The 14,326-nt window shown below is 56.9% G+C and carries 17 protein-coding genes; 4 read left to right on the top strand and 13 right to left on the bottom strand.

The features are described 5' to 3' along the window. The first annotated feature begins 29 nt into the window (after nucleotides 1–29). Together HWX89_RS12365 and HWX89_RS12360 are read left to right on the top strand one after the other, a co-directional pair. Complete coding sequence (locus HWX89_RS12365; protein WP_138794761.1) at nucleotides 30–629, top strand: GNAT family N-acetyltransferase; 600 nt, start codon at nucleotides 30–32, stop codon at nucleotides 627–629. A gap of 35 nt (nucleotides 630–664) precedes the next feature. Further along, nucleotides 665–3,541, top strand: coding sequence for an EAL domain-containing protein (locus HWX89_RS12360; protein ID WP_246705150.1), 2,877 nt, complete (start codon nucleotides 665–667; stop codon nucleotides 3,539–3,541). 52 nt (nucleotides 3,542–3,593) lie between these two features. Here the strand turns inward: HWX89_RS12360 and HWX89_RS12355 are convergent, their stop codons facing one another. From HWX89_RS12355 to HWX89_RS12345, 3 genes are all read right to left on the bottom strand, one after another. After that, nucleotides 3,594–4,706 (bottom strand): zinc-binding metallopeptidase family protein, encoded by a 1,113-nt coding sequence (locus HWX89_RS12355; protein WP_138794759.1) that lies wholly within the window; start codon nucleotides 4,704–4,706, stop codon nucleotides 3,594–3,596. Between the two features lie 128 nt (nucleotides 4,707–4,834). After that, nucleotides 4,835–5,026 (bottom strand): CsbD family protein, encoded by a 192-nt coding sequence (locus tag HWX89_RS12350; protein ID WP_003521119.1) that lies wholly within the window; start codon nucleotides 5,024–5,026, stop codon nucleotides 4,835–4,837. A gap of 103 nt (nucleotides 5,027–5,129) precedes the next feature. Continuing rightward, the gene (locus HWX89_RS12345) at nucleotides 5,130–5,735 is read right to left on the bottom strand and encodes a YqgE/AlgH family protein (protein ID WP_138794758.1); all 606 of its coding nucleotides are present in this window, start codon (nucleotides 5,733–5,735) and stop codon (nucleotides 5,130–5,132) included. Between the two features lie 161 nt (nucleotides 5,736–5,896). Between HWX89_RS12345 and HWX89_RS12340 the strand changes: the two genes are divergently transcribed. After that, nucleotides 5,897–6,739, top strand: coding sequence for a protein-disulfide reductase DsbD domain-containing protein (locus tag HWX89_RS12340; RefSeq protein WP_138794757.1), 843 nt, complete (start codon nucleotides 5,897–5,899; stop codon nucleotides 6,737–6,739). 99 nt (nucleotides 6,740–6,838) lie between these two features. After that, nucleotides 6,839–7,324, top strand: coding sequence for a peroxiredoxin (locus HWX89_RS12335; protein WP_138794756.1), 486 nt, complete (start codon nucleotides 6,839–6,841; stop codon nucleotides 7,322–7,324). A 47-nt stretch (nucleotides 7,325–7,371) separates the two neighbouring features. Here the strand turns inward: HWX89_RS12335 and HWX89_RS12330 are convergent, their stop codons facing one another. From HWX89_RS12330 to HWX89_RS12290, 10 genes are all read right to left on the bottom strand, one after another. Beyond that, complete coding sequence (locus tag HWX89_RS12330) at nucleotides 7,372–7,680, bottom strand: Dabb family protein (RefSeq protein WP_138794755.1); 309 nt, start codon at nucleotides 7,678–7,680, stop codon at nucleotides 7,372–7,374. Nucleotides 7,681–7,835: 155 nt separating this feature from the next. Next, a complete protein-coding gene (gene rnhA / locus HWX89_RS12325) occupies nucleotides 7,836–8,276 on the bottom strand; it encodes a ribonuclease HI (protein ID WP_138794754.1) in 441 nt (146 codons plus the stop codon). After that, the gene (locus HWX89_RS12320; RefSeq protein ID WP_138794753.1) at nucleotides 8,273–9,241 is read right to left on the bottom strand and encodes a homoserine kinase; all 969 of its coding nucleotides are present in this window, start codon (nucleotides 9,239–9,241) and stop codon (nucleotides 8,273–8,275) included. The genes rnhA and HWX89_RS12320 overlap by 4 nt, the downstream gene beginning before the upstream one ends. 39 nt (nucleotides 9,242–9,280) lie before the next feature. Beyond that, nucleotides 9,281–10,333, bottom strand: a complete 1,053-nt coding sequence (gene ispH, locus HWX89_RS12315) for a 4-hydroxy-3-methylbut-2-enyl diphosphate reductase (RefSeq protein WP_138794752.1) — start codon at nucleotides 10,331–10,333, stop codon at nucleotides 9,281–9,283. 63 nt (nucleotides 10,334–10,396) lie between these two features. After that, on the bottom strand, nucleotides 10,397–11,131 hold the full coding sequence (locus HWX89_RS12310; protein ID WP_138794751.1) for an SURF1 family protein: 735 nt from the start codon (nucleotides 11,129–11,131) through the stop codon (nucleotides 10,397–10,399). A 10-nt stretch (nucleotides 11,132–11,141) separates the two neighbouring features. Next, complete coding sequence (locus tag HWX89_RS12305) at nucleotides 11,142–11,528, bottom strand: DUF983 domain-containing protein (RefSeq protein ID WP_138794750.1); 387 nt, start codon at nucleotides 11,526–11,528, stop codon at nucleotides 11,142–11,144. Between the two features lie 90 nt (nucleotides 11,529–11,618). Then, nucleotides 11,619–12,497, bottom strand: a complete 879-nt coding sequence (locus tag HWX89_RS12300) for a cytochrome c oxidase subunit 3 (protein WP_138794749.1) — start codon at nucleotides 12,495–12,497, stop codon at nucleotides 11,619–11,621. 62 nt (nucleotides 12,498–12,559) lie between these two features. Further along, nucleotides 12,560–13,177 carry a cytochrome c oxidase assembly protein gene (locus HWX89_RS12295; protein WP_138794748.1) on the bottom strand — a complete coding sequence of 206 codons (618 nt, stop codon included), beginning with the start codon at nucleotides 13,175–13,177 and terminating at the stop codon, nucleotides 12,560–12,562. Nucleotides 13,178–13,207: 30 nt separating this feature from the next. After that, nucleotides 13,208–13,339, bottom strand: coding sequence for a cytochrome c oxidase system small membrane protein (locus HWX89_RS26450; protein WP_138794747.1), 132 nt, complete (start codon nucleotides 13,337–13,339; stop codon nucleotides 13,208–13,210). Beyond that, complete coding sequence (locus tag HWX89_RS12290) at nucleotides 13,339–14,292, bottom strand: heme o synthase (protein ID WP_138794746.1); 954 nt, start codon at nucleotides 14,290–14,292, stop codon at nucleotides 13,339–13,341. The genes HWX89_RS26450 and HWX89_RS12290 overlap by 1 nt, the downstream gene beginning before the upstream one ends. Between the last annotated feature and the right edge of the window lie 34 nt (nucleotides 14,293–14,326).

Raw genomic sequence — 14,326 nt, 5'->3', positions numbered from 1 at the left:
GAGCGGAGGCGTTCCGCACAGGGACTTGAATGCTGCGTTTTCTTTCCCGACACCATGACACGCCAGAATTGCGCAGCGACAACCACCTTTTGAGATTGCCGCGTTATGGCGATTTCAAACAATGGCACACATTGCGATCGGAGAGCCGGCAGTTTCTTCAACCGTGGGAACCGGCCTGGCGCTCCGATGAGCTGACGGAAAGCTCGTTTCGCATGCGCGTCGTGCGCAACGGCCAGGAGTTTTCCTCCGGTACTGCCGTATCATTTCTGCTTTTCGAAAAAGAGGCGACGCTGCTCGGCGGGCTTACCGTTGGCTATATTCGCCGCGGCGCGGCGCAAAGCTGCATGATCGGCTACTGGATTGGAGAGCGATACGCCGCACAAGGCCATATGTCTGCCGCATTAAAATTGGTAATTCCCTACATCTTTAACGGACTTCAGTTGCACCGCATCGAGGCAGCCTGTATTCCGGAAAACTTCAAAAGCATCCGGCTTCTTGAAAATGCCGGTTTCCAGCGGGAAGGTCTCTTGCGGGAATATCTGAAAATCAACGGCGAATGGCGGGATCATGTGATGTTTTCCCTTCTTGCCGACAAGCAAAGCTCCGGCGGAACGAAGTACGATATATGACCAACGATCACTTTGCGCTCCGCACTGCTCGACGTATGGCGGCGTTGTCGCTGGCCGCACCGATCTTCTTGCTGCTGTTGTTTTTTGCCTCTGCATCACAAGCCTTCGAACCCGTCAAGATTTCCCGTGACGACACCGCGCTTGACCTGACCGCGACCACCGACATCTACGCCAACCAGGGCGAAGCTTTCCAGGTATCGACCGCGCCGGGCCCAGATGGCATCCGCCGGCGTATCGAGGTGCGCGCCAGCTCGCCAGACCACCAGGGCGACTGGGCTGTCTTTGCGCTTGCCAACGTCTCGGAAGAGCAGCTCGAGCGCGTCATCGTCGCGCCGCATTTCCGTCTGGTCAATTCCAAGCTGTTCTGGCCTGATCTTGGTTCGCAACGCATCATCGCCATCACGCCTTCGGAAGGCTTTGCGCTTGACCGGCAACCGAGCCCCGATGCTGACGTGTTCCGCATTACGCTGAACCCCGGCTCCGTCATTACCTTCGTTGCCGAGCTTTCGACACCGCAATTGCCGCAGATCTATCTGTGGGAGCCGGAAGCCTACAAGGATACCATCAACGCCTTCACCCTCTATCGCGGCATCGTGCTCGGCATTGCCGGCCTACTGGCCGTGCTGTTGACGATCCTGTTCGTCGTGAAGGGCACCTCGGTCCTGCCGGCGTCGGCCGCTCTTGCCTGGGCCGTGCTTGCCTATATCTGCGTTGACTTCGGCTTTCTTGAAAAGCTCATAACCGTGACATCCAGCGATCAACGAATATGGAGGGCGGGCGCCGAAGTGGCGCTCGCCTCCAGCTTCGTGGTCTTCCTGTTTACCTATCTCAACCTCAACCGATGGCACGCGCATCTTGGTTATGCGACCTTTGCCTGGGTGGTGGGTCTGGCTGTACTATTCGGTGTGGCGATCTACGACCCCTCGGTTGCGTCGGGGATCGCGCGCGTTTCCTTCGCACTGACCGCGACGGCGGGTATCGCGCTGATCATCTATCTCGGCTTTAACCGCTACGACCGGGCTATCCTGCTCGTGCCGTCATGGGCCCTCATTCTTGTCTGGCTGTTCGGAAGCTGGCTGACAGTGACGGGGCAACTGGACAACGACATCGTGCAGCCGGCGCTTGGCGGCGGGCTGGTTTTGATCGTGCTCCTGATCGGCTTCACCGTGATCCAGCATGCCTTTGCCGGCAGTGCGTACCAGCAGGGCCTGTTCTCCGATCTGGAGCGCCAGTCCCTGGCATTGACAGGGTCTGGTGATACGGTTTGGGACTGGGACGTGACCCGTGACCGCATCGTCACCACCCCGGATATTTCCAACCGGCTTGGGCTGGAACCTGGCACGATGCATGGTGCGGCCCGCAACTGGCTGCCGCGCCTGCATCCAGACGATCGCGACCGCTTCAAGGCGACGCTGGATGTACTGCTGGATCATCGCAAGGGACGTCTCAACCACGAGTTCCGCATCCGCGCCGAAGACGGCCATTTCCACTGGCTGCAGATCCGCGCCCGTCCGGTTCTTGGCTCTAACGGTGAAATCATTCGCTGCGTTGGTACCATCACCGATATCACCGAACAGAAAAACTCGGTCGAGCGACTGCTGCAGGATGCGATGAATGACAACCTGACCGGCCTTCCGAACCGGCAGGTGTTCCTTGACCGCCTGCAGTCGATCCTTAACCTGTCCTCCGATGGCGAGAGCGTGCGCCCGACCGTGATGGCGATCGATATTGACCGCTACAAGCTGGTCAACGACACGCTGGGCATTGCTGCTGGCGACAACATTCTGATTGCGCTGACACGACGTCTGCGTCGCCTTCTGAAACCGCAAGATACGCTTGCCCGTCTTGGCGGTGATGAATTCGGTCTGATCCTCACGTCGGAGCGCGATCCGCAACGTGTTGCAGATTTCGCCGATGCGGTGAACAAGGCGATCATGGTGCCAATCAATTTCGCCAATCGCGAAATCATCCTGACAGCCTCGATCGGCCTTGTCTCTTGGATCGACCAGCAGGAAAGTGCTGCCGGTCTGCTCAGCGACGCCGAACTGGCGATGTACCGGGCCAAGCGCGCCGGTGGCAACCGCGTTGAACCGTTCCGCCCGGCCTTCCGCACCTCCGGTACGGATCGTCTGCAGATGGAGAGTGATCTGCGCCGCGCCATCGAGCGCAAGGAACTCTCGCTTGCCTATCAGCCAATCATCAAACTCGATGACGGCGGGCTTGCCGGTTTCGAAGCGCTGATGCGCTGGGAACACCCGAAGCGCGGCAATATTCCGCCGAGCGAGTTCATCCCCGTCGCGGAAGCATCCGGATTGATCGAACCGCTAGGCATGTTCGCCCTTGAGCGTGCTGCGACCGACCTGATGGACTGGCAGCATGCCATCGACAAGATGCCGATCTTCATTTCTGTCAATATTTCCAGCGCGCAATTGCTGAACAACGAGTTGTACAACGATGTGCGCAGCATGCTGACGCGCACGCGCTGCAATCCGCAGCAGTTGAAGCTGGAACTGACGGAATCGGTGGTGATGGAAAACCCAGAACAGGCACGCCTTGTTCTGTCCAAACTCAAGGAAACCGGCCTCAGCCTTGCGATGGACGATTTCGGCACGGGTTATTCGTCGCTGGCCTATCTGACCCGTTTCCCCTTCGACACGATAAAGCTCGACAAGGCGCTGGTTGCCAATACAAGCGACAAGCGCAATGTTTTGTTGCGTTCCGTCATTGCCATGGCGCGTGCACTGGACATGCAGGTGGTGGCGGAAGGTATCGAAACACCTGAGGATGCGGCGGAACTTGCCCGCATGAACTGCCATTACGGACAGAGCTTCCTGTTTGGCACCCCGGGCACCGCCGAAACGGCACTGAAGCTGCTTCGTGAGCAGTTCCAGCAGACCAAAAGAGCTTCGTAAAAAATGCAGGCATCCTCGGGTCATGCCGAGGATGCCGCAGATATAGCGCGCCTTACTGAACCATTGCCGTCTGCTGCACGTCTTGCTGCGTTTCGCTTACGCCAACGATTTTTCCGTGCAGCAATGCACGAATGAACTCCAGTTTCGAAACCACCGGCGGTGTCAGCACGAAGGGATATAGGTCCGCCTCCCCCATGCTGCGCTGGATGGAATTGATGGCAACGCTGAGAGGAATCCACGCCTTGACGATTTGCTCGGCACTACGGGCATTGTAGGGATCAAACGTGACTTCCGCAGCCATTTCCTCGTGCCCATCGGGATCAACAGCAACACCAAAGGCCCGCGCCGTTTCCAGCGTGTCGACGATGTGCAGATAATGGGCGAAACACTCCGCGAAATCCTCCCAGGGATGTACGGAGGCATAAGAGCTGATGAAACTATCCTGCCAGTCGGGTCTGGGACCCTGCTCATAGTTCCGTTGCAGCGCCGCTCCGTAATCCTCGCGTTCGTCACCGAACGCAGCACGGAATGGCTCGAACAGGTTTTTGTCGCGGACCAGCTTGTTCCAGATGAAATGCCCCACCTCATGACGGAAATGCCCCAACATGGTTCGATAGGGCTCGTTCATGTTGGCGCGCACCTGTTCGCGCGTCACATCATCGGCTTCCGCCGCCCTGATAGCAATCAGCCCTTCGTCATGCCCCGTCATGGCCGGGATCACCGAACCATCAGGCGCAACTTCATCGACAAGGAAATCAAAGACGAGCCCACCGGCAGGATCGACATCCCTGTTGGGGTGAGGAAGCTTGAGACGTAACAGTGAATAAAAGAGGTGACGCTGGGCCTGGCTGATCCGCCGCCATTGCCCGATCCCTTGCTCCGTCGCGATATCCGGCACTAGGCGGTTATGGCTGCATGCCGGACAAAAGGCACTTTCGCTTTGCGCCGGGACAGACCAGTTACAGATATCGTTGACTTCATTGGCGCAAAAACGCACCTGCTTCTCAGGTTCAGCCACAAGCTGCCAGTTTGGTTCACCAACCGGCGCTAGGGCTTCCATGGAAAGTCGCTCCGGCACGAAGGCCAGCCGATGACCGCAGGACACACAAAAGCGATTGTCAAAATGGACGGGTTGTCCGCAGGAGGCGCAGGAGAAGAGCTTCATGAGTGACCTGTGTGCTGGGCAGGAGGGAAAAACGCCAAAACAGGCGCTTCTACGAGAAGAGCGCATGTATCGAAAGACACATGCGCTCGAAGTTTCAGGCCGCGGAAGGTTCGCGGTCAGATCCCTTGTTACATCCGGTCGACCGCACCCTTTACGGCGTCTTTCGCCTTGCCGACGCTGGTCTGCACCTTGCCCTTTGCTTCCTGGGCGGCACCCTTGGCGCGCAATTCATTATTGCCAGTCGCTTCGCCGACGTTTTTCTTCACCTTGCCTGCGACTTCGTTTGCTTTGCCGGCGATCTTATCGGATGTGCTACCCATGGTATTTCTCCCTTGTTGAACCGAACTAGTCGTCCAGTTTTCGGGGGAGTAACGTCAGGGCTCGGAGTTTGGTTCCGACAACAAAACGAACTTCAATGAGGGCTCAGGCGTGCCCGGCCTCAGCCGACAGCATGCGCGGATCAACGCCCATCAGTGCCAGAGCGCGCTCGTACTTGTTATCCAAAAGCCTGTCGAAGATCAGATCATCGGATGCGGGGCAATTGAGCCAGCCATTATTCGCGATTTCGTTTTCAAGCTGGCCTGGCCCCCACCCCGCGTAGCCGAGCAGCATTGTCGCCCGCTTCGGACCATGGCCGTTGGAAATGGCTCTGACGATATCAAGCGTCGCCGTCAGTGAAATCTCATCGCTTACGGGAATACTCGACTCGCTCCCATAGTCATCCGAGTGAAGCACGAAACCACGACCGGTTTCGACCGGGCCACCGGACTGTATGGGGAAATCGCGGGTGCGGTTGGGCAGCATGATGGCATCATTGCTATCCACCAGTTTGAGATGCAGAAGAATGTCCGTGAACGTTATCTGCTGTGGCCGATTGATGATAAATCCCATGGCACCTGCGTCCGAATGGGCGCAGATGTAAACGACCGAACGGGCGAAGTTTCCATCGTCCAATCCTGGCATGGCGATCAGAAACTGACCGTCGAGAAAGCCACGTTCGCGTTTTTCCATCAGGGTTGAAAAACTCACAGGCGCCTCCAGAAGGCCGTCATCCGCACGTCGGCGGAATGCGGCGCTCGCATTTCGACAGTCAATAGGATGAGGCATAGTGCGTTATCAATCAACCGAAAATGATGAACGGCACAAATTCGTAACTGGCCCACCCGGCAATGTTGCGTTAGACGGGAAGTATGAGCATCAGGACATTCTTGCAGTTTTCACGTTCTTGTATTGCAATCGCCATCATCGCGGGCAGTGCGCACGCAGCGCAGGCGGAAATCACCGACTGGGCCAGCAGCGAGGGCGGGCGGATGCGGGTCGTTGCCCTTTCGGGCGACGAAAACGGTAGTATCCGTGGTGTCCTGCAAATCGAGCCCAACCCCGGCTGGATTACCTATTGGCGAGAACCGGGCGAAGCAGGCATACCACCACAGATCAACCTCGATCCGGCCAGTGGCGTGACGTTGTCTTCGATGTCTTATCCCGTTCCCAAACTGATCGAGAATGGCGATCTCAACGACATCGGATACGATCAGGCTGTCGGGCTCCCCTTCGAGCTCAAGACCCTCGGCAATGCCACCAATGAGAAAGTCCGGATGACTGCCTTCATCGGGGTATGCCAGAATATCTGCATTCCCTTCGAGGCGACGTTCGAGATCGGCCGTGGTAAACCTGAAGACACCAATGACGAGGAGCGCAAGTTGCTGAATGAAGCACGCGCGACCTTGCCGGAGGCCGCCTCCGACGACTTCAAGGTCACCGATTTTCACATTACCCCGGACAAAACCATGCTCGGCGTACAATTGCTGCTGCCGGAAAACGCACCGAAAGAAACGGAAATATTTGTCGCCGGGCCATCTGGTTTTGCCTATTTCGAGCCACAGAACCTGGTGCGCGACAAACGCAAGTTATCGTTCTACATGAACATCAAGGGACTTCCCAAGACCTATCAGGTGCCGGGCCAAAGCTGGCCTATTCTGGTCAAGAGCGGCAATCGGGCGATGGAGACGAACCTTAATTTTCCAAAGCCTTGACGGGTGTGGCGTCGCATTCGGAAGAGTGCAAAACGGCACTCGATTTTCAATATTGATGCTCTATAGTCCGGTGGACTGCATTGCCACAGGAGCAAAGACATGACCATCAAGATCGGCGACAAGCTGCCTTCCGCGACATTCAAGGAAAAGACCGCTGACGGCCCGGTGGAAACCAGCACCGATGACCTCTTCAACGGCAAGACGGTGGTGCTGTTCGCCGTGCCGGGCGCTTTCACGCCAACATGCACGCTGAACCATCTGCCTGGTTACCTGGAAAACCGAGACACCATTCTTGGCAAGGGCGTTGACGACATTGCCGTGATCGCTGTCAACGACTGGCACGTCATGGGCGCCTGGGCACAGGCTTCCGGAGGACAGGGCAAAATCCACTTCCTCGCCGATTGGGACGCTTCCTTTACGAAAGCGCTCGGCCTTGATGCCGATCTCTCCGGCGGCGGCCTTGGCGTCCGCTCCAAGCGTTATTCCATGCTGGTCGAGAACGGTGTGGTAAAGTCGCTCAACATCGAAGAAAACCCCGGTCAGGCGACCGTCTCGTCGGCTGCGACGATGATCGAACAGCTTTGATCCTGACGATCATGGAAAAAAGAAAAGGGCGGTAAAACCGCCCTTTTTCATGTGTTCATATCGAAAACCAGAAGTCCCGCCAGGCCGCCATCCGTCAGCGAAACAAGACGTTCGCCAACTTCGATGTGCTTGGGATGAGCGAGATAGTCATCGCGCGCCTCCGGGCTCTCCAAAGTCACGATAAAACCGTCGACAAAGCCACCGTTCAAGCCTTCCGGCGAGACATTCTGGCCGTATTTGACATCCACGATACCAGGAATATCGTCTTTCAGGGCTGCAATGGCCTCGAAGACTGCCTGTTTTTCAGAAGACGCCGTTGCTGCCTTAAAACGCAAAAATACACAATGCAGGATCATGAGATGCCTCTTCGTCTGCGTTTCCGTTCCCGCCGATGACAGACGCAGTTGGCATCGAGGCGGATGATTGCCGACAAGATAAGTCGGGTTTCAGTTTTCTCAACCCCATATTCTCGTCCTGCATCGAGCGCGATGCGGAATAGAACAGGCTTTCATTACCGCCGTTTGAAAGGCTCCATGCCTTTGCGTGCCAATTCGTCGGCACGTTCGTTTTCAGGATGTCCAGCGTGGCCCTTGACCCAGTGCAGCGTCACCTTGTGGCGCTCGCGGGCCGTCTCAAGTGCTTGCCAAAGCTCGACATTCTTGACCGGCTTGTTGTCAGCGGTTTTCCAGCCCTTTTTCTTCCAGCCGAAAATCCACTTGGTGATGCCATCCTTCACGTAGGAGCTATCCGTGTAAAGGTCGACCTCGCAAGGTTCTTTCAAGGCGTTGAGCGCTGAGATCGCCGCCATCAATTCCATGCGGTTGTTGGTGGTTTCGGCTTCACCGCCTGACAGCTCTTTCTCGATTTCGCCGAAGCGCAAGACAGCGCCCCAGCCGCCAGGCCCAGGATTGCCCGAGCAGGCACCGTCGGTAAAGATATCGATATGTTTCATGCGTCTGCCAGTCCGTACTCGGCAACGTTGCCAATCGTCCGGTGGAAACGCAGCTTGCGCAGATATTCCATCGGATCTTTCTTGACGACCAGTGCGCCAGCCGGCGTCGTCAGCCAGTCGTAGAGACGGGTGAGGAAAAAGCGCAGCGCAGAGCCGCGTGCCAGAAGCGGTAGTGCCTCGAGTTCGTCCTTGCTCAGCGGACGCACCGACTGGTAGCCTTCCAGCAACGCCTTGCCTTTGGTAACGTTATAAGCACCGTCCTTCTCGAAGCACCAGGCGTTGAGGCAGATCGATACGTCATAGGCGAGCAAATCGTTGCAGGCGAAGTAGAAATCAATCAGGCCAGAAAGCGCGTCGCCCAGGAAAAACACGTTGTCCTGGAACAGATCTGCATGAATGACGCCGGCGGGCAGATCAGCGGGCCAGTTTGCGGCGAGGTATTCGAGCTCTGGCGCGATCTCGGCCTTCAGGCCCTTTTCCACTTCGTCGGCGCGCTCTTCGGATTTGTCCCAAAGAACCTTCCAGCCCTCAACGGACAGTGCATTGGGGCGCTTGATCTCGAAGCCTTCTCCGGCAAGATGCATGGCGGCCAGTGCCTTGCCGACTTCCCGGCAATGTTTGGCTTCCGGTTTTCTCAGCCACATACCTTCCAGGAAGGAAATCAGTGCGGCGGGACGACCGGACAATTCGCCAAGCAGCGCGCTATCCTTGCGTGGCAGCGGCAATGGGCAGGACAAGCCCTTTGCCGACAGGTGCTGCATCAAACCCAGGAAAAACGGCAGGTCCGACTTTTCCACACGCTTCTCATAGAGCGTCAGGATCAGCGGGTCTTTGGTCGTATGCAGCAGGAAATTGGAGTTTTCGACACCTTCGGCAATTCCCTTATAGGAGGTGAGTTCGCCGACATCGTATTGCGTGAGGAAATTCCTCAGATCATCTTCGGTGATGTCCGTGTAAACTGCCAATTTAAAATCTCTTGCTAGGGACAGGATTGAAATTTGGGATCAGGAGATGCTGCCTGCGGCCGTCTTTGGTGGCAGCGCGTTGCTGGCATTGCCATTCACGAAAGCCATATCCTCGGTTGTCAGTTCGATGGCGCGAAGCTCGCGGTTCACGAGGAAATGCTCTGTTTCCTCAACCGTAACGGCAAGGTCAAGCGTCGTGTCGAACCGTGCTTTGAAGGCTTCGATGATCTCATCGACGATCACCTCCGGCGCTGATGCGCCCGCCGACAGACCAACGGTTTTGACATCGCCAATTTCGTTCCAATCGATTTCAGATGCGCGCTGCACCAGCACGGAGCGCTTTGCGCCGGCCCGCAGGGCAACCTCGACCAGGCGCTTCGAATTAGAGGAGTTGGGTGCGCCGACGACGATGAAAAGATCGCAGCCGGGAGCTGCCTGTTTCACCGCATCCTGTCGATTGGTGGTGGCGTAACAGATGCTGTCGGCAGCCGGAGCCTGAATGGCAGGGAACCGTTCCTGAAGTCTGGCGATCACGCCCGCCGTATCGTCGACGGAAAGCGTCGTCTGGGTCACGAAGCCGAGATTTTCACGATCCGCTGGCTCGTAGTGATCGACATCGTCCACCGTCTCGACCAACGAGACTGTTCCTTCGGGAAGCTGGCCCATCGTGCCGATGACTTCCGGGTGGCCGGCATGGCCGATCAGTACGACGTGGCGGCCGAGGCGTTGATGCCGCATGGCCTGCTTGTGAACCTTGGAAACCAACGGGCATGTGGCATCGAGATAAAAGAGATTGCGCGCCTCGGCATCAGCGGGCACGGACTTCGGCACACCATGTGCGGAAAAGACGACGGGCTGTTCGCGGTGCTCGGAGGGTATCTCATGCAGTTCCTCGACGAAGACCGCACCCTTGGCTTCCAGCCCTTCAACGACGTAGCGATTGTGCACGATTTCGTGACGCACATAGACAGGGGCACCGTATGCCTTCAACGCCAGCACGACAATCTGGATAGCGCGGTCAACGCCCGCGCAGAAACCGCGCGGCCCGCACAGCCGGATCGTCAAAGGGGGTTTGGTAACGGCAATGTTCATTCCTGCTCCTGTACCTCTCCCTGGCCTTCGGTTTTGGCCTTCCTTGCGGATAGCACGCGCCGATTACTCGTCCTGCCCCTTCCCGTTTCGGAAATAGGCAAAACCGGCGACAATGACAAGGGCTGCTGCCAAGCCATACCACGTTATCGCATATTGAAGGTGATTGTTCGGCAAATCTGTGAGCGTTACGCCACCTTTCGGCCATCCACCCGGATTTGGGGCATCATTCGCGTCAATAAAGATCGGAACAAGCTGCGTGGCAGGAATACCCACGCTCTCTGCCATCGCCGTCATGTCCTTCCAGTAGAAGATATTCTTGGCAATGTCGTTGTCGGGTAGCATCAGCGATGGCTTGCCGGCAAGCCGGGCGCGCGCCAGTCCTTCGACCGCAACCTCGCCGCCAACCTGCCCTTCCATGCGCTTGGCAGCTTCCTTCATTTCGAAGGGTACAAAACCGCGATTGATGAGGACCACCCGCCCGTCTGCCAGTGTCAGCGGCGTATAGATATAGTAACCAGTACTTCCGTTATATGTTGCGAAGAAATGTCTCTCGCGACTGTGGTCGAAAACGCCTTTCACGCTGAGCCGGCGGTACTCGATGTCTTCACCAGCCCTTGCCATCGCCTCAATATCGGAAAGCGATGCGGGACTTGCCACACGTCTTTCAGCAATATCGGCGATCAGTCCTTCTTTCCAATAAAGCCGCTTGACCTGCCATGTGCCAAGGCCGAGCAAAATGGCGAGAGCAAGCAGCACGAGTGGCGCCGCGAAGCCGACGCGTCTTTCTGCAGCCTTCATACGAGATCCGTCATTCACGATCGATTTTGCCTTCGCTTGCATTGTTGCGATATTGCAGGGCAATGATGATGCCCTTCAGCTTGCGCAGGAGGATGAGGGAAATAATGATCGTGAATGGAAGCCAGAGCATGGCATGCACCCAGACAGGCGGGGCAAAACGGGCATCTACCCACAGAGCGAGCCCAACGACCAGAAAGCCAACGATCAACATGACGAAGACGGCCGGGCCATCGCCCGCGTCAGCGAAGGAATAATCCAGGCCGCACGCGCTGCATTCCGGCTGCAGTTTGAGAAATCCGTCGAACAGCCGCCCGTTTCCACAGCGTGGACAGCAACCGCCCAAACCCGTCTTCACGGGGTCAACGGGCGCAAAAGCGTTACCCTCCGGTCCGGACATGACGATCTCCCTCTCGCACTGGACCTTTCTCCTCCCGAACAAACAGAAAGAGCGGCCCGCAAGCCGCTCTTACGTTTGTTTCGGAAACGATCAACCGTGCGCCAGAGGTGCGCCCCAACCGCCCCAGATATAGATCGCGAAGAACAAGAACAGCCATACCACGTCAACGAAGTGCCAGTACCAGGCAGCCGCCTCGAAACCAAAATGCTGTTTCGGCGTGAAGCCACCGGCGATCGCCCGGAACAGGCACACCAGCAGGAAGACCGTTCCGACGAACACGTGGAAACCGTGGAAGCCGGTCGCCATGAAGAACGTGGCGCCATAAATGGAGTTTTTGAAGTCGAACGGGGCGTGCATGTACTCATAGACCTGCACGGTCGAGAACAAAACGCCAAGCGCGACGGTCAAAGCAAGACCGGAAATCAAACCCTTGCGGTCATTATGCAGCAGGGCGTGGTGCGCCCAGGTTACGCAGGTGCCGGAGAGAAGCAGGATAACCGTGTTGTAGAGCGGCAGGTGCCAGGGGTCGATGACCTCGATGCCCTTGGGCGGCCACTGCCCACCGGTGTATTCAAGGCGCGATGCCTGAATTGCTTCATGCGGGAAAAGGCTGGCATCGAAATAAGCCCAGAACCAAGCCACGAAGAACATCACTTCAGAAGCGATGAACATGATCATACCGTAACGCAGATGCAGCGACACGACGCGCGTATGGGCACCTTCGTTGCCTTCCTTGATCGTGTCCGCCCACCAGGCGTACATGGTGTAAAGCACGATAACGAGGCCGATATAGAACAGCCAGGGATTGGCAAGCTCAAGCCCGAACAGCTTGAATGTGCCGCCCGAGAGATACCGCATGTAACAGACGCCGCCAAAGGTCATCACGAAAGCGCCGATGGACGCAAGAAGCGGCCAGGGGCTGGGGTCTATGATATGGTAGTCGTGGTTTTTCTGATGCGTATCTGCCATGTGCGACAATCCCCGAATGTCTATTCCCTGACCAGGTCCTCGATCGAAGACCGGGCCTCCTCTCACAATTTGCTTGCGCCAGCTTCTGTCTTGGCCGGCAACGACGCAACCGGTTTTTCCGTTTTCGCCGGATAAAACGTATAAGAAAGCGTCAAAGTATGAATGTTGCGTGTTTCACGCGCGTTGACGATCTCAGGATCGACAAAGAACACCACCGGCATTTCCAGGGTTTCACCCGGCTGCAGCGTCGTTTCCGTAAAGCAGAAACACTCTACCTTGTTGAAATAGGCGCCTGCTTCCATCGGCGTGACATTGAACACCGCCGTGCCGGTCGTTGGAACCGGTGAGCGATTCGTCGCCTTGAACATCACCTGCACGGTTTCGCCGATCTTCGGCTTCACCATCTTGTCGACCGGACGGAAATCCCAGTTGAGGCCGTTCGACGTATTGGCGTCGAAGGTCACATTGATCGTCTTGTCGAGAATAACGTCGGAATATTGCTCCACCCGTTGCGTGGTGCCGTTATATCCCGTCACCCGACAAAACAGCGTGTAAAGCGGCACTGCCGCATAGGCCATGCCGATCATGGCGAAAAAGAAAACAAGACAGAGCACCAGGATCGAGCGATTGCTCACCCGTTGCGTGCCAGTCGTTCCCGTATCCGCGCCCATATTCGCCATGTCCTCCTCCCCTCCTCCGGTCTCACATGGTCAGTGAGAACCAATCTTGATGATGGTGATGATGTAGAACAGCACCACAAGACCAGCCAGCAGAACACCGAGCGCGATGTTGCGACCGCGTCTCGATTTCTTCTGCGTTTCGCTCAGTTCGACCGTTTCCATCAAAACACTCCCGACATCGCAGACTTCAGAGCTACGGCGTAATGATCCGCCAGCAAACCCGAAAAGATCGCAAAAAGATAAAGGATCGAATAGGCGAACATCTTCTTTGCAGGCAGCATCTTTTCATCGCCTTCCGGCATGCGTCGCACGTCGAACGAACAGTAGACGAAAATGGCGCTCAAGATCGCTGCGAAAATTCCGTAACCAGCACTGGCGAGCCCGGTGAACCACGGGGCAACGGCTGCAGCCGCAGTCAAAACGGCGTAGGCAATCATCTGGTTCTTAGTAGACCGCTCACCCGCGACATTCGGCATCATCGGAACACCGACAGAGCCATAGTCACGCATCTTGAAAAGCGCGAGCGCCCAGAAGTGCGCCGGCGTCCAAAGAAAGATGATGAGAAACAGAATGATGCTATCGAGCGAGACGCCACCGGTGACACAGGCCCAGCCGAGCATGGGCGGAAATGCGCCTGCGGCGCCGCCGATCACGATGTTCTGCGGCGTCGAGCGCTTCAGCCACATCGTATAGACGACAGCATAAAAGAAGATGGTAAAAGCCAGAAGTGCGGCCGAAAACCAATTGACCGCCAGGCCAAGGATGACGACCGAAAAGGCTGAAAGCGTCAAACCGAAGGCGAGCGCCTCACGCGGAGCAATACGTCCTGACGGAATTGGACGCTTGGCAGTGCGGCTCATAACGGCATCGATGTCGGCGTCATACCACATGTTCAACGCGCCAGACGCTCCAGCGCCCACGGCAATACAGAGAACAGCGACAATGCCGAGAATGGGATTGATTTCTCCCGGTGCCAGCACGAGGCCTGCGAACGCGGTGAAGACGACGAGCGACATGACGCGCGGCTTCAACAACTCGAAATAATCGCGTGCGCCGGCTTCCGAGAGCCCGGAGCTTTCAACGCCCAGCGTTTCGCGATTGTCGATTACGGTCATTTCCTATCCTGCTTTTCTTCAGGTGCCGCTCCAC

Source organism: Rhizobium sp. RM (genome assembly GCF_013390595.1).
Taxonomy (GTDB): Bacteria; Pseudomonadota; Alphaproteobacteria; order Rhizobiales; family Rhizobiaceae; genus Agrobacterium.
The sequence above is the reverse complement of the archived record's forward strand: the minus strand, read 5'-3'. Positions and strand labels throughout refer to the sequence as shown.

What these genes read in the sequence shown, in the direction of transcription:
- HWX89_RS12365 (WP_138794761.1), top strand. Translation starts at nt 30, where the DNA reads ATGCTGCGTTTTCTTTCCCGACACCATGACACGCCAGAATTGCGCAGC.
- HWX89_RS12360 (WP_246705150.1), top strand. Translation starts at nt 665, where the DNA reads ATGGCGGCGTTGTCGCTGGCCGCACCGATCTTCTTGCTGCTGTTGTTT.
- HWX89_RS12355 (WP_138794759.1), bottom strand. Translation starts at nt 4,706, where the DNA reads ATGAAGCTCTTCTCCTGCGCCTCCTGCGGACAACCCGTCCATTTTGAC.
- HWX89_RS12350 (WP_003521119.1), bottom strand. Translation starts at nt 5,026, where the DNA reads ATGGGTAGCACATCCGATAAGATCGCCGGCAAAGCAAACGAAGTCGCA.
- HWX89_RS12340 (WP_138794757.1), top strand. Translation starts at nt 5,897, where the DNA reads ATGAGCATCAGGACATTCTTGCAGTTTTCACGTTCTTGTATTGCAATC.
- HWX89_RS12335 (WP_138794756.1), top strand. Translation starts at nt 6,839, where the DNA reads ATGACCATCAAGATCGGCGACAAGCTGCCTTCCGCGACATTCAAGGAA.
- HWX89_RS12330 (WP_138794755.1), bottom strand. Translation starts at nt 7,680, where the DNA reads ATGATCCTGCATTGTGTATTTTTGCGTTTTAAGGCAGCAACGGCGTCT.
- rnhA (WP_138794754.1), bottom strand. Translation starts at nt 8,276, where the DNA reads ATGAAACATATCGATATCTTTACCGACGGTGCCTGCTCGGGCAATCCT.
- ispH (WP_138794752.1), bottom strand. Translation starts at nt 10,333, where the DNA reads ATGAACATTGCCGTTACCAAACCCCCTTTGACGATCCGGCTGTGCGGG.
- HWX89_RS12310 (WP_138794751.1), bottom strand. Translation starts at nt 11,131, where the DNA reads ATGAAGGCTGCAGAAAGACGCGTCGGCTTCGCGGCGCCACTCGTGCTG.
- HWX89_RS12305 (WP_138794750.1), bottom strand. Translation starts at nt 11,528, where the DNA reads ATGTCCGGACCGGAGGGTAACGCTTTTGCGCCCGTTGACCCCGTGAAG.
- HWX89_RS12300 (WP_138794749.1), bottom strand. Translation starts at nt 12,497, where the DNA reads ATGGCAGATACGCATCAGAAAAACCACGACTACCATATCATAGACCCC.
- HWX89_RS12295 (WP_138794748.1), bottom strand. Translation starts at nt 13,177, where the DNA reads ATGGCGAATATGGGCGCGGATACGGGAACGACTGGCACGCAACGGGTG.
- HWX89_RS26450 (WP_138794747.1), bottom strand. Translation starts at nt 13,339, where the DNA reads ATGGAAACGGTCGAACTGAGCGAAACGCAGAAGAAATCGAGACGCGGT.
- HWX89_RS12290 (WP_138794746.1), bottom strand. Translation starts at nt 14,292, where the DNA reads ATGACCGTAATCGACAATCGCGAAACGCTGGGCGTTGAAAGCTCCGGG.